Raw genomic sequence first — 14829 nt, forward strand, 5'->3', positions numbered from 1 at the left:
TTTGAATCATGATCCAAGAAGACAGTTGGTTTATTTTGCCATAAATCTTGCAAGAACATATTTGTATTCTCGTGATCTATTGTATATTTACCTTCCGTAAATATTTAAATCCAATAAACACTTTAATATGGATAATCTTAAAACATATATCGAAGAGAATAAGGAAAGGTTCCTGGATGAACTTTTTGAATTAATTAGAATTCCTTCAATCAGTTCAAAGCCTGAGCATAAAGATGATATGTATCGTTGTGCTGAGCTATGGAAAAAAATGTTGATTGATGGTGGTGCTGATAAGGCAGTAGTAATGGAGACAGAGGGTAATCCTGTAGTATTTGGAGAGAAAATTCTTGATCCTTCTTTGCCAACAGTTTTGGTGTATGCTCACTACGACGTACAGCCAGCTGAACCTTTGGAGTTATGGACTACGCCTCCGTTTGAGCCGGAAATTCGTGACGGAAAGATTTTTGCACGTGGTGCTGATGATGATAAAGGACAAGGCTTTATGCATACCAAAGCCTTCGAATATTTGGTAAAAACCAACCAGTTAGAGTGTAATGTTAAATTCTTGATTGAAGGTGAAGAGGAAGTAGGCTCTCCTAGCTTGCCAAAATTCTGCGAAGACAATAAAGAAATGTTGAAATCGGATGTGATTTTGGTTTCAGATACAGGAATGATTGCTCCTGATGTTCCAACAATTACAACAGGTTTACGTGGACTTTGCTACTGGGAAGTTGAAGTAACTGGTCCAAATCGCGATTTGCACTCAGGATTGTTCGGTGGTGCTGTAGCTAATCCAATTAACGTATTGGCTAAAATGATTACTCAAATGGTGGACGAGAATGGTCATATTACTGTTCCTGGATTCTATGATGATGTAATTGAAGTGTCAGACGAAGAGCGTGCTTTGATGGCTAAGGCTCCTTATAGTGAAGAAGAGTACAAAAAAGCATTGGATGTTGAAGAATTGGCTGGTGAAAAAGGATTCTCAACTAACGAGAGAACAGGTATTCGTCCATCATTCGATGTTTGCGGAATTTGGGGTGGTTATCAAGGAGATGGTGCTAAAACTGTATTGCCATCTAAAGCTTATGCTAAGATTTCTTCTCGTTTGGTTCCAGATCAGAATCATGAAAAAATTGCCGAACTATTCTGCAAGCATTTCGAATCTATCGCACCTAAGAGTGTGAAAGTTAAAGTTGAACATTTACATGGAGGTCAGGCTTATGGTTGCCCAATTGACTTAACTGCCTACAAAGCTGCAGAAAAAGCATTGGAAACTGTTTATGGTAAGCGACCGGTTCCTGTTCGTTCTGGAGGATCAATTCCAATTATTTCTGATTTCGAAAAAATCTTAGGAGTTAAATCGGTATTGATGGGATTCGGATTGGAAAGTAATGCAATTCACTCACCAAACGAAAATTATCCATTGGAGCAATTCTTTAATGGTATTAATTCAATTCCGTACTTTTACAAGAACTACGCTGAAATGATGAAAAAATAGTTCGTTAAATAACTATAAATTAAGGGTATTTCTAATTGAAATACCCTTTTTTATTGGAAAAAACATTTTGGTATGATAACTTTGCATTCTGCTATAAAGTTTGTGACTTTCATCAAAATATTTAGAATATAATTATTATATTCCCTATGTAAATAAATTGAATGATTCGATATGTATTGATAATATTGGATTTAGTCATATTTATAGCTAAATTAGTAGTAAGATCTTTTGTGTGATTTGATTCTCAATTTATCCTAAATTAAACAGGAAGATAGGCCGGGATTATCAGAGATCATACAAGTTGTAGTAAATTTTAATACATGGACGAAATATTTGGAAAAATTGGTACTGCTCAAACTCTCAGCCAAAAAATTGAGCGTAGAATTGAAGAGGCAATTCGACAAAAAAAATTACTCGTAGGGACCAAATTGCCATCAGAGCGTGAGCTTTGCGAAATGTTTGCTGTAAGTAGAACAGCTTTACGTGAGGCATTGCGTAGATTAAGTGCAAGAGGATTAATTCAAATCAAAAAAGGTAGTGGAATGTTCGTTAGTGAACTGAAGGTTGAAGATGCAATCGAATCTTTGAATCTTTATTACGACCTAAGTTTCGATAGTGATTTGATTTCTCAGATTATAGAAGTACGTCGTGTATTTGAACCAGAGATAGCAAGAATAGCTGCATCAAATAGAACAGATGAAGACCTAATTGCTTTGAATAAGAATATTACGGATCTTGCAGATTGTGATCCTGATAATACGCAGTTGGAAGCCGATATAATTAATAAATTTCACTTGAATGTAGCCAAGGCAACAGGTAATAAAGTGATGATTATTTCGATGGAACCTATCTATTCATTACTGCCAAGAATGCGTAATCTGATTTATGCCAATGTTGACGGTGAAAAGGATTTTACTATAAAAGCACATCGTGCAATTTTTGAAGCCATTCGTGATAAGAATGGTGAGCAAGCTTATCAGGAAATGGCTGGACAAATTGATCGTACCTTAGAAATATATACTCAATATTTGAAGTAACTCTAGAAGTTTGGGTAAATGAAAAAGCGGAGCTTGAAAATAATTTTTCAGACTCCGCTTTTTCGTATTTATATGTGTGGTACTTATTTAAGATTTCTTATAAGCTTCAATTGCTTTTTTTACAGAACCATGTTCAAGCAATAAACTTTTAGAAGTTTCTTTATCGAGTTTTAGTTCCTCCATAATCATTAAGGTTCCTCTTTCAACTAATTTTTTATTGGTTAGTTGCATGTTTACCATTTTGTTGCCTTTTACTCTTCCCAATTTAATCATTAAGCTGGTTGTAATCATGTTCAAGATCATTTTTTGAGCAGTTCCTGCTTTCAGTCTTGTACTTCCTGTTACGAATTCAGGACCTACAACAGCTTCAATTACAATTTCTGCCTCTTTTGAAACGGGTGCATCAGGATTACAAGTAATGCAAGCGGTAAGTAATCCATTTTCCCTGGCTTTCTTCACACCGCCAATAACATATGGAGTTGTTCCGGAGGCTGCAATTCCTAAAACAGAATCATTTTCATTGATATCATAGTCTTGAAGTTCTTGCCAAGCTTTTTCTGGATCATCTTCGGCAGACTCAACGGCGCTTCTTAGTGCTTTTTCTCCTCCGGCAATTAAACCAATCACAATATTTGCAGGTACACCAAATGTTGGAGGCAGTTCGGATGCATCAAGAACACCTAGCCTTCCGCTTGTTCCTGCTCCAAGATAAAACAACCGTCCGCCTGATTTAATTCTATCAATCAACAGGCTTACAAATTTTTCAATAGTAGGAATGGCTTTGTTAACAGCTATGTGAATTTGTCCATCTTCCTGGTTAATTCCATACAATAATTCACTCACCGACATTTGCTCCAGGTTGGAAAAGTTTGAAGGTGCTTCTGTTATTTTGTTATCGGTTTTCTTATTTGGTGTGTTATTCATGATTCAAATTTTATTCTGCAATATGGAATTCAATCAAGCCTTCAAGTGGACTTTTGATGATTTTTCCAGTCTGTAAGTTTAATTTTTCAGCCACTTTATTTAATTCCTTTTTAAAATAGTATGCTATGCTACCAATAAAATGAATTGGAAGGCTAGAATGGTCATTGTATTGTTTGATGTTTCGTTCAAAGAACTTAGTAAACTCTTCCTGAAGTAGGTTTGATACATATGGATGCTCAATATTTTCCGAAAGGAAAACCGTAAACTGAGCCAAAAATCGACTTGGAGCTTCTTCTCTGTAAATCTTATTAATGATATAAGCATATTCCAGATCATGCTTTTTATAAAAAGCAGTAGCAATGTCTTCAGGGGCAACACCTTTTAATATGTCGGCAATAAGTCTTTTCCCCAGCACGGCTCCGCTTCCTTCATCTCCCAGAATGTATCCTAAAGGACGAACATTGTGAGTAATGTCCTTACCATCATATAAGCATGAATTTGATCCTGTTCCTATAATGCAGGCAATTCCTTTTTCTCTTCCGCATACCGATCTTGCTGCTGCAAGTACATCGCTATGAATTTCGCAAGAGGCAGAAGGAAATACTTCCAGCAATGCATCTTTCACCTTTTGTTTTGTTTCGTCAGTCGCACAACCAGCACCATAAAAAAAGATTTGCTCAACCAAATGAAAATTTTCAAGTGATTTGATATTATCAATAATCGAACTGATGTCCATGTGAAAAGGATTTATTCCTAAAGTCTGTTGTTGCTTTTGAATTTTGCCCTCCTTTAAAAGAACCCAGTCTGTTTTTGTTGATCCGCTTTCGGCAATTAAAATCATATCCGCTTTTTTGCTTTTATAACATGTATGATGAGTATGAAAGAAAAATGAAATTTCAATTTAATATACGATTTACAATTGTTTTCTGGAGGCTTTTCTTAAAATTAATCTCGTCAAAAGTCTTGTATTAAAAGGAACTTCATTTTCATGATACAAATATAGAAAAATAAATTCCATTCAAAAAGTATTATATAACATGTAATACCAATTTTGGATTTTTTGAAATTCTGTTCTATTTTTGATGCGAAAGTAATTTAAATCAGGAGTTAGCAATATGGAAAATCAAATACTACAATTTAGAGGAGAGCTGGATGAAGCTAAGTTGTATTACCAACCATCGGATGAGTTCGATAAAACGGTAAAAACAAGGTATGAGAAAATGCCTGCTGATATTTTTGCTACGGCCGAAAAGGGTGCAAAGTGGGTGGCTCATGAAATCGCAAACCTTATTAAAGAGAAGGCAGAGAATAATGATCCTTGTGTACTTGGATTAGCTACGGGAGCAACACCTTTAGGAGTGTATTTCGAATTGGTACGACTGCATAAAGAAGAGGGCTTGTCGTTTCAAAATGTAATTACATTTAATCTTGATGAATATTATCCAATGGATAATAAAAGCGCACAGAGCTATAATTATTACATGGATGATGTTCTTTTCAATCATATAGATATTCCTCGTGATCAAATCAATGTTCCAGATGGGGAAGTGAGCAAAGAAGGAATTTTTAATTACTGTTCTGGATACGAAGCAAAGATTGATTCTTTTGGTGGACTTGATATGCAAATATTAGGTATTGGTAGAACAGGGCATATTGGTTTTAACGAGCCGGGTTCTCAATTGGATTCGAAAACTCGTTTGATCATGCTTGATGCTTTAACCAGGCGTGATGCTGCAAAGGATTTTAACGGATTAAACAAGGTGCCTAAGGCTGCAATCACAATGGGAATTGGTACCATATTTAAAGCAAAGCGTGTAATTCTGATGGCTTGGGGAGAAGGTAAAGCACCTATCGTAAAAAAAGCATTAGAGGAAGGCCAGAGTGATTCTGTTCCTGCTAGTTATTTGCAACGCCATAATGATGTGCAGTTTGTGTTAGATGTGCCTGCAGCTAACGAACTAACAAGAGTGAAACAGCCATGGTTGGTAGGGAGTGTAGAGTGGGATCGTTACTGGATTCGTAAAGCTGTAGTTTGGCTTTGTAATAAATTGGAGAAACCAGTTCTGAAGTTGACCAATAGAGATTATAATGATAATGGATTGAGCGAACTTCTTGCCTGGTATGGATCGGCTTATGAAGTAAATATTAAAGTTTTTAACGATTTACAACATACAATTACTGGCTGGCCTGGTGGTAAGCCTAATGCTGATGACTCGAATCGCCCGGAAAGAGCTGAACCGGCTCAGAAAAAAGTCTTGGTGTTTAGTCCGCATCCTGATGATGATGTGATTTCGATGGGTGGAACCCTAAAGAGATTGGTGGATCAAAGTCATGAAGTACATGTTGCTTATCAAACATCGGGTAATATTGCGGTAGCTGATGATGAGGCGATTCGATATTTGTCGTTTGTGAAAAGTTTTGCGCAAACTCACGACACCAATGAAGGCAATTTGCCAAGCGTGATTGAAGATATTCGCAAATTCTTATTGGAGAACAAATCTCCGGGCGAGATGGATACTGTTGAAGTTCGCAGAATGAAATCTTTGATTCGCCGAGGTGAAGCAAAAGCTGCTTGTCGTTTTGTTGGTCTTCGTTCTAAAAATCTTCACTTCCTTGACATGCCTTTTTATGAAACGGGTAAAGTGAAGAAAAATCCGCTAAAAAAAGAAGATGTTCAAATTGTTGTGAATTTGCTGAGAAAGGTGAAGCCACAACAGATTTTTGCAGCTGGAGACTGGTCTGATCCACACGGAACTCACCGAGTTTGTTGGGAAGGAATTTACCAGGCACTTCAGATTGTAAAAGATGAAGAGTGGATGGAGAATTGCTATGTGTGGTTATATCGAGGAGCTTGGCAAGAGTGGGATTTGGATGAAATTCAAATGGCAGTGCCAATCAGCCCGGAAGAATTGCAACACAAGCGAAATGCAATTTTGCGTCATCAATCGCAAATGGAGAGTGCCCCATATATGGGTAACGATTCAAGATTGTTCTGGCAGAGATCGGAAGCCAGAAATCGAGCAACAGCGAATTTGTTTAATAAATTAGGCTTGGCAGAATATGAAGCAATCGAAGCTTTTGTCAGGTTTATTGTTTAGATTTATCATTACATTTTATTGGGCAGAATTTCTTCTGCCCAATTGTACATGAATCGATAGTATTGCACTGAATTTTAGGAGTATGAGTTCTATATTAAACAGACATGTAAAGTCGAATTTACTTTTACTATTTGCTTTTTTACTGATTGGTTTTTCGGTTCAGGCGGCTGAGAAACCCTATCGCTTGAATAAGAAAGCTGAGAAGGCTGCTTTAGAATTTTTAAAACAGGCTTCGAATGAGTTTGTGTATCGTTTTAAACTGGACAGTTTGAACGTGAATTCCAGTAAAAAAGAAATTACAGTATATGTGAATTCTACTTTTTCCTATATTCCTTTCAGACCCAATATGGTAAAGCAATATCGAGCTGAATTAAAAGAGATTCTTGGTCGTAAGTTCAGGAAATACGATGTTCGTATCGAAAGTATGGGAATGGAAATTGAGGAATTGATCCCTAATTACTACAGAGATGAATCATCTCCTTTGACAAAAGATCGTTTGTCTGTCGAAAACATTAATACGAAGCCTTTGGTTAGAAAACTTGGTAATGATATCTATTCAAATGGATTAGAGAATAAACATATTGCCTTATGGCATTCGCATGGATGGTATTACGAAAACACTTTAGATCGTTGGGAGTGGCAAAGAGCCAGAGTATATACTACCGTTGAAGATATGTGGACCATGGAATTTGTAGTTCCTTACATAGCGCCTATGTTGGAAAATGCAGGTGCAAACGTTTTATTTCCAAGAGAGCGTGATGTTCAAACCAATGAAGTAATTGTGGATGCTGACTGGTGTTCAATTCTGTCGGATTATAAAGCATCCGGAGAGTGGGAAACCAATTCTCAACCTGGTTTTAACAACAAGTATCCGTTTTATGTTGAGGGTGAAAATCCATTCGAAATGGGAAGTAGTATGCAGACAGAGGCCGTTTCATCTGAGACTGCAAGAGTGGAATATACACCGTATATTCCTGAAAAAGGTGAATATGCTGTTTACGTATCCTATTCGGTTGATGATGATAATGTGAGTGATGCTCATTATTCAGTTTATCATGCCGGAGGCAAAACAGATTTTCTTGTAAATCAGAGTATGGGCGGAAAAACCTGGATTTACCTGGGAACTTTCTTGTTTGATCAGGGTAAAAATCCGGAAAACGGTAAAGTAGTACTTACGAATGAAAGTAAGGAAGAAGGAAATTGGGTTTCTGCTGATGCTGTTCGTTTTGGTGGAGGAATGGGAAATATTGCCAGGGGCAAAGTAGATGAATTGTATGAATTGGTTCAGGAAAGAAATGAACTTGTTTTTGCAATGGATTCTTCCAGGTGGCAAAGATATACCAGTAATCGTCCGAGATACCACGAAGCTGCCCGTTACTACTTGCAATATGCTGGTATGCCAGATTCAATTGTTTATAGTATCAACAAGAATTACAAAGCAGATTATAGCAACAGAGGAAAGGATGCAGCAAAGTTTCAAAAGCGAGAAAGTGGTAAGACTGATTACAAGGATGATTATATGAGTCGTGGTGAATGGGTAGACTATTTAATTGGTGCACCTAATGGACCAACGAAACATGTAAATGCAAAAGGACTTGGAATTCCTGTTGATATGGCTCTGGGTTTTCATACCGACGCTGGCTTTACACCGAATGATTCCATTATTGGAACTTTAGCAATTTATAATACTACCCGTGATAATACAGATCAATTTGTAAATGGACAGTCGAAATGGGCGAGTAGAGATTTAACAGATATTGTGCAAACACAGGTGGTAGAAGATATCAGAAAACTGTTCGAGCCAAAATGGACAAGAAGAGGAATGTGGAACAAGCAATATTCGGAAGCTTACCGACCTAAAGTGCCAACCATGTTGTCGGAAATGCTTTCGCATCACAATTTTGCTGATATGTACCAAGGTATGGATCCTAAATTTAAATTTCACATTAGTCGTGCCTATTATAAGGGAGTGTTGAGATTTTTGACTTCGCAGGAAGGGAAAGAGTATGTGGTACAACCATTGCCTATCGATCATTTTAGAATTGATGAAAATGAAAATGGAATCAGACTGAGCTGGAAAGCTGTTGTCGATCCTTTGGAAAAAAGTGCAGTGGCAAAGAAATATAAAGTTTACACCCGATTGAATGATGGTGGATTTGACAATGGTGTGTTGGTTAAAAAAGAGGAATTACAGCTTAAAAATTTAAGTTCTGAAAATATTTACAGTTTTAAGATTACAGCTTTAAACGAAGGAGGTGAAAGTTTTCCATCCGAGATTTTGTCTTATCATAAATCAGAAAATGGTGAAAAGCCTGTTTTGATTGTAAATGGTTTCGACAGAATTGCTTCTCCACATGGATTTGACGATGGTAAGTTTGCCGGTTTTAACAGTGCTGTTGATGAGGGAGTAGCATACCGTAGAAACATTGCCTATGTAGGTGATCAGTACGATTTTGATAGAAAATCACCATGGTTGGATGATGATGCTTCGGGTCATGGTTCAAGTTATGCTGACCAGGAAGAAAAGATCATTGCCGGGAATAGTTTTGATTATCCTTATGTGCATGGCGAAGCGATTAAAGCTGCCGGATATGGTTTTGTATCGATGAGTGATGAATCTTTTGAAGGTGGAAAATGGGAAGCTTCTGATTACAAAGCACTGGATTTGATTTTTGGTGAAGAGAAAACCACCAAAAGATTATACGGGAAAGAGAATAAGGATTTTACGATTTACACTCCGGAAATGGTGAAGGCAGTCAGAAAATACATTCAATCAAAAGATGCAAAACTGATTCTTTCGGGAGCATATCTGGGAACGGATGTTGTAGAATGTGGAGATACATTGATAGAAGATTTTACAGAAAAGGAACTTCACTTCTTATTCAGAACCAATTATGCAAGTAAATCTGGTGCCATATCTCATCCCAATGAAGTAAAAGCAGATTTCACTGGAAATTATCAATTCGAAACAGGATTGAATGAACAGATATACAAAGTAGAAGCTCCGGATGCTATCGAGCCTGTAGGTAAGAATGCAAAGGTGTTTCTACGATACACTAACAATACCAAAAATGCTGGTGTTATTTACGATGGAGATTACCAGTCAATCATTTTGGGTTTCCCTTTTGAAACACTTAAAACAAAAGATGATCGAAATGAAATGATGAAGAAGATTTTTCGATTTTTTAATAAGTAAAGTTCGATTTGAGCAATATGATATAAGACTCTGAAAAAATTGCAAGTAAGGTTTCATCTCAAAAAAAGCTTTAAGAAATTAGCCTTTAGCTGTTAGCTTTCAAATCATAGATTTGAGTTTTTAAATGCCAATAGCTAACTGCTAAGAGCCAATAGCTTGAATCTTAAGGTTTGTAGGATGCAAAATGTCTATTGCTTAATGTGTTAACTAATGTAGATAAGAATAATAACAAAAGCCTAATTATAAAAGAATGAGTGCAAAAATTACATGTTTTCTGCCTTTTGGAACAAAAGAAGAAACAACAATTACGGTAAGTGAGTTAAGAAAATCAGAATTGGTATCTAACATCTTTATTGTTGGAAACAATGCTGAAGAAATTAAAGGTGCAGAAGTTTTGAATTGTGAAGCATTGACGAATGGAAAAACCATTCAGCTAATTGCAGAGAAATCAGATTCAGAATATGTTTTACTTTACACTAAAACCAGTGCTTTGACTTTGGGACAATTGGCAGTAGAGCGTTTCTATCAAGTAGCAACTGATACCAATAGCGGTTTGGTGTATTCAAACCATCGTGCCATTAAAGAAGGTAAAGTAGAAAATCTACCGGTTATCGATTACCAGGAAGGTAGCTTGAGAGATGATTTTAACTTTGGTTCAGTTCTTTTTTATGATGCCAAAATGTTTAAGTATGCAGTAGAAGATGTGGATGCTAAATATGAACATGCAGGTTTGTATGCATTGCGTTTGGCGGTAGCGGCTCGTTCCGAATTCATGAGAATTCCTGAAGTATTGTATACAGAGGAAGAAATGGATACCAGAAAATCAGGAGAAAAGATTTTCGACTATGTTGATCCTAAAAACCGTGCTGTACAAATAGAGATGGAAGAAGCATGTACTGTGCATTTGAAGAGAATTGGTGCTTATTTAGAGCCTAAATTTAAGGATGTAGCTTTTGATGAAGGAGACTTTAAAGTTGAAGCTTCTGTTGTAATTCCGGTTCGCGATCGTGTAAAAACAATTGAAGATGCAATCAAATCAGTTCTTTCTCAAAAGGCAAATGTAGATTTCAACTTGATTATCGTTGATAATTACTCAACAGACGGAACTACCGAAATCATTGCAAAATATGCAGAGCAAGATGAGAGATTGATTCATGTTATTCCGGAGAGAAAAGACCTGGGAATTGGAGGATGTTGGAACGAGGCAGTAAATCATGAAGCTTGTGGTAAGTTTGCCATTCAGTTAGATAGTGATGATTTGTATGCTGATGAAACAACAGTACAGCAAGTGGTAGATGCATTCTACAGAGAAAACTGTGCAATGGTTGTTGGAACTTACCAAATGGTGAACTTCAAATTGGAAGAAATTCCTCCGGGAATTATTGATCACAGAGAATGGACTCCAGAGAATGGTAGAAACAATGCGCTCCGTATTAACGGTTTGGGTGCACCTCGTGCTTTCTACACTCCGGTTCTTCGTAAAAACCCAATTCCAAATGTGAACTATGGAGAAGATTATGCACTTGGTTTGGCGATCTCTCGTAACCATCAAATTGGTAGAATTTATAATCCGATTTACCTGTGTCGTCGTTGGGAAGATAATTCAGATGCATCATTGGATATCGAGAAAATGAACGCACACAATACCTACAAAGATAGAGTTCGTACCATTGAGCTAAAAGCAAGAAAATTATTGGCGAAATAAAAAAATATAAGCTTGGCTGGGAGCCGGGGGAGCATTCTCCTGGTTCCTTATAAACAGATTGAATTTTGGAATATTTATCCGCAAAAGTTAGACTTATGAAACTATTGAGTTTGCAATTGTTAATCCTTTTGTTTGCCCTTGTGGCCTGCAAGGGGAGAGTTGTTCAGCAAAATGAAGACAGTAAAGTAGTTCAGTTTACAGATACTCTTGATCAGTCAATTTTTAATTCGATCAAGGATTTGGCGAGGGAAAATTCTTTTTCTCAGCTCGAAAATGCCGATCGAATTCTGGAAGTAGGAAAATTATTTTTGCAAACTCCTTATGTTGGGGGAACTCTTGAAGCTGAAGGGGGTGAGAAGTTGGTGGTGAATTTAAGAGAACTGGATTGTACAACTTATCTTGAGAATGTAGTTGTGCTTTCTTCAATTTTGAAGCAAAATAAATTTTCTGAAAATGATTTTCTGAAAAAGCTGGAAGAACTGCGTTATCGAAAAGGAGAAATTAAGGATTACACCTCTCGATTACACTACTTTTCTGATTGGATTTATGAGAATGAACAGAAAGGGATTGTGAAGAATGTTACTTCAGAAATTGGTGGAATAGAATACAAGAAAGAAATCAATTTTATGAGCAAGCATGTTGATTCGTATTCCGCACTAAAAGCAGACTCTTCATTGATTGTATCGATTCAGGATACTGAAAATGCAATCAATGGGCGTGATCTGTTCTATATCCCAGAGGATAATGTTCAGAATGTGGAGGATAAGATTCATAATGGAGATTTAATTGCCATAACTACAAAAATTAAAGGCTTGGATATTTCGCATGTTGGTATTGCGATTCATGTAAATGATAGATTGCACTTGATGCATGCATCAAGTTTGGCAAAAGAAGTTGTGATCTCAGAGATTCCATTAGCCGATATGTTAAAGGAAAGCAAATTGCAATCGGGAATAATGGTTGCCAGGGTAGTAGATTAGTACTTAGAGTGCCTAAAGTACTTGAAGTATTTAAAGTTAAAAGTAATAAATAGTTATTGAGTTTTTTTGCCTGAAGGGCAATGAGAATTTAGTCCAGGGCAAGTGAGTGATAGCGAATGCCGCCCTGGGGATAAGGGCCAATATTTGAATCGTCGCAACCGTTCAGTTTAATAGAAGTGGAAAAGTTGAATGCGACGAAATGATCAGTATTTTAATTGTAGTAAGATTATAAGAGAATGAATATAGCCAGTATAGATAGAATTGAGGATCTATTGAAAGAGAAATCTTCAGTTGAAATCCTAAGTGATTTTTTAAATCAACAAGTTAGAGATTGGCCACTTGCCAATGGGAATTTTAAAGGATTGGAAAAAGTGGAGGAAAAAGAATTTGGTTTTGATGGATTTAAAATGAAAGTTCAATTTAATCCGGAAAGAATTCGGTCTTCTGCTGCAAAAGTTGACAAGAAAAGCATTGAAAATCGTGCTTGTTTCTTGTGTTTGGATAAATTACCAGCAGAACAGGGAGGAATTGCTCAAGGCAAGGAGTATGTTATTTTGGTGAATCCATTTCCAATTATTCCTCAGCATTTTACCATTCCCAAAGTGGATCATGTAGATCAATCCTTCATGGATAATTTGGAAGGAATGTTGTATTTGGTGAAGGATATGCAAGGGTATACGCTTTTCTACAATGGGCCTAAATGTGGAGCTTCGGCACCAGACCACATGCATTTTCAGGGAGGAAACAAAGGCTTTATGCCAGTTGAGGAAGAGTATTTTGCATTAAAAGACAGTGCTGATTTGCTTGTGAAATCAGATGATATTGAAGTTCGAGCATTCAATCATTACTTAAGAAAAATGATTAGTGTTGAAACTGCTAATGCTGAAGAATTGATAACTGTTGTAAGTAAATTTTACAACGCATTTGCAGCAATGCAAGCAGAAGAAAAAGAGCCAATGTTGAATGTAATTTGTTCTTATGTTGATGGAAAATACATGATGCATTTGTTCCCAAGAAAGTTGCATCGTCCAACTCAATATTTTGCAGAAGGAGATGATCAGATACTAATTAGTCCTGCATCTGTTGATTTTGGTGGTGTATTTATTACACCAAGAAGAGAGGACTTCGAGAAAATAACGGCTGAGGATATAGAAGACATTTTCAAACAAGTTTGTGTTGATGAGGATGTTTTCTCATTGCTTTGCGAAAAAATAAAAGCTTAGTTAGAGTTAATGATCTGAGGGTCTCACTCTAAGTGAGGCTCTCAGTAAAAACATATTGGCACCCTTATTTTAAAGCGAGAGTATCAAATTTTAAAACAACAACCTTGCCCCAAAATTCCTAACCTTTTGTGAAAGGATAAAGAAACTATGAATTACACCATTCGCCAATATCAGGATTCCGATTTTGAACAGGTATTACCATTGTGCCAGGAAAGCTATCATCTGGATGTGATTAGTGAAGATTTATTAAGAGAAAAAATCTACGAGGATCCGTTTTATGAGCAAGAATTAGTTTGGATTGCATGCGATCAGGAGAAGATTGTTGGATTCCTGATGGGAACCTGTCGTATGGATATTCGAGGGGTGAACTATGGCTATGTAAAAATGATGGCAGTTGATCAAGCATACAGGCGAAGTCGAATTGCAAGATCGATGTATGAGTTGTTGGAAACAGAACTGAAACAAAGAAAAGTAGATGTAATGCGTTTGGGCGATGTGCCAATGAATTATTTCATGCCGGGAATCGATCCAAAATATACGCCAGCTCTTTGTTTCGCCATCCGAATGGGATTCGATAGATTCATGGATACCTCAAATCTTTTGGTAGATCTGGATAATAGAGATTGGAATGATCCCAAAAAAATAGAAGCTTTAAAGGCAGATAAAATTGAAGTTTGTCGAGCTACTCCAGAAGACAAACAAGAGTTAATGGATTTTGTTGAAGAAGAGTGGAAGTTGTGGCAATATGAGTTGGAAATGGCGTACAAAACTGAGCCAATCGGGATTCATATTGCAAAATTGGATGGTAAGATTCGTGCATTTTCAGCGCATTCTGCAAATAACAAAGGCTTGCCTTGGTTTGGTCCAATGGGGACACATCCCGATTTAAGAGGAAAAGGGATGGGAAGGGTGTTATTGTACCATTGTTTGGAAGATTTGAAAAACTTAGGGTATCAAACAGCAATCATCCCTTGGGTTGGGCCAATCGATTTCTATTCGCATCATACTGGTGCTGTTGTAGAGAGAATATTTTGGAGATACGAGAAAAAATTGAACTAAAAATAAAGATACCTCAAAAGCCCCTCTTCTCGAGGAGATGGATTTAGGGGGAGGTTATAAAAAACATATTGGTACCCTCACTTAGAGAGAGCACCAAGTTTAATAG

General features: G+C 36.8%; 10 protein-coding genes. 8 read left to right on the forward strand and 2 right to left on the reverse strand.

Annotated features, from left to right (window positions below; translation table 11 throughout):
- The first annotated feature begins 127 nt into the window (after nucleotides 1-127).
- Both NQ163_RS09335 and NQ163_RS09340 read left to right on the forward strand, forming a co-directional pair.
- Nucleotides 128-1501, forward strand: a complete 1374-nt coding sequence (locus NQ163_RS09335) for a dipeptidase (protein ID WP_110363442.1) — start codon at nucleotides 128-130, stop codon at nucleotides 1499-1501.
- Between the two features lie 320 nt (nucleotides 1502-1821).
- Entirely contained in the window at nucleotides 1822-2538 is a 717-nt protein-coding gene (locus NQ163_RS09340) for a FadR/GntR family transcriptional regulator (RefSeq protein ID WP_268190077.1), read from the forward strand.
- Nucleotides 2539-2625: 87 nt separating this feature from the next.
- On the opposite strand, the gene murQ is transcribed toward NQ163_RS09340, so the two are convergent.
- Complete coding sequence (gene murQ / locus NQ163_RS09345) at nucleotides 2626-3462, reverse strand: N-acetylmuramic acid 6-phosphate etherase (RefSeq protein WP_268190078.1); 837 nt, start codon at nucleotides 3460-3462, stop codon at nucleotides 2626-2628.
- A 10-nt stretch (nucleotides 3463-3472) separates the two neighbouring features.
- Nucleotides 3473-4303, reverse strand: a complete 831-nt coding sequence (locus tag NQ163_RS09350; protein ID WP_268190079.1) for an ATPase — start codon at nucleotides 4301-4303, stop codon at nucleotides 3473-3475.
- Nucleotides 4304-4577: 274 nt separating this feature from the next.
- Here NQ163_RS09350 and nagB point away from each other — a divergent pair, with 274 nt between their 5' ends.
- The 6 genes from nagB to NQ163_RS09380 all read left to right on the forward strand — a co-directional run bounded on the left by nagB (nucleotide 4578) and on the right by NQ163_RS09380 (nucleotide 14723).
- Entirely contained in the window at nucleotides 4578-6560 is a 1983-nt protein-coding gene (nagB, locus tag NQ163_RS09355) for a glucosamine-6-phosphate deaminase (protein WP_268190080.1), read from the forward strand.
- 82 nt (nucleotides 6561-6642) lie between these two features.
- The gene (locus tag NQ163_RS09360; RefSeq protein ID WP_268190081.1) at nucleotides 6643-9756 is read left to right on the forward strand and encodes a golvesin C-terminal-like domain-containing protein; all 3114 of its coding nucleotides are present in this window, start codon (nucleotides 6643-6645) and stop codon (nucleotides 9754-9756) included.
- Between the two features lie 250 nt (nucleotides 9757-10006).
- Nucleotides 10007-11461, forward strand: a complete 1455-nt coding sequence (locus tag NQ163_RS09365) for a glycosyltransferase family 2 protein (RefSeq protein WP_268190082.1) — start codon at nucleotides 10007-10009, stop codon at nucleotides 11459-11461.
- Nucleotides 11462-11556: 95 nt separating this feature from the next.
- Nucleotides 11557-12441: an N-acetylmuramoyl-L-alanine amidase-like domain-containing protein gene (locus NQ163_RS09370; protein WP_268190083.1), complete on the forward strand. Its 885-nt coding sequence runs from the start codon at nucleotides 11557-11559 to the stop codon at nucleotides 12439-12441.
- A 236-nt stretch (nucleotides 12442-12677) separates the two neighbouring features.
- Nucleotides 12678-13664: a DUF4922 domain-containing protein gene (locus NQ163_RS09375; RefSeq protein ID WP_268190084.1), complete on the forward strand. Its 987-nt coding sequence runs from the start codon at nucleotides 12678-12680 to the stop codon at nucleotides 13662-13664.
- A 147-nt stretch (nucleotides 13665-13811) separates the two neighbouring features.
- A complete protein-coding gene (locus tag NQ163_RS09380; RefSeq protein ID WP_268190085.1) occupies nucleotides 13812-14723 on the forward strand; it encodes a GNAT family N-acetyltransferase in 912 nt (303 codons plus the stop codon).
- The last annotated feature ends 106 nt before the right edge of the window (nucleotides 14724-14829 follow it).

Source organism: Marinifilum sp. D737, assembly GCF_026672275.1.
In the GTDB taxonomy this organism is placed as follows: domain Bacteria; phylum Bacteroidota; class Bacteroidia; order Bacteroidales; family Marinifilaceae; genus Marinifilum.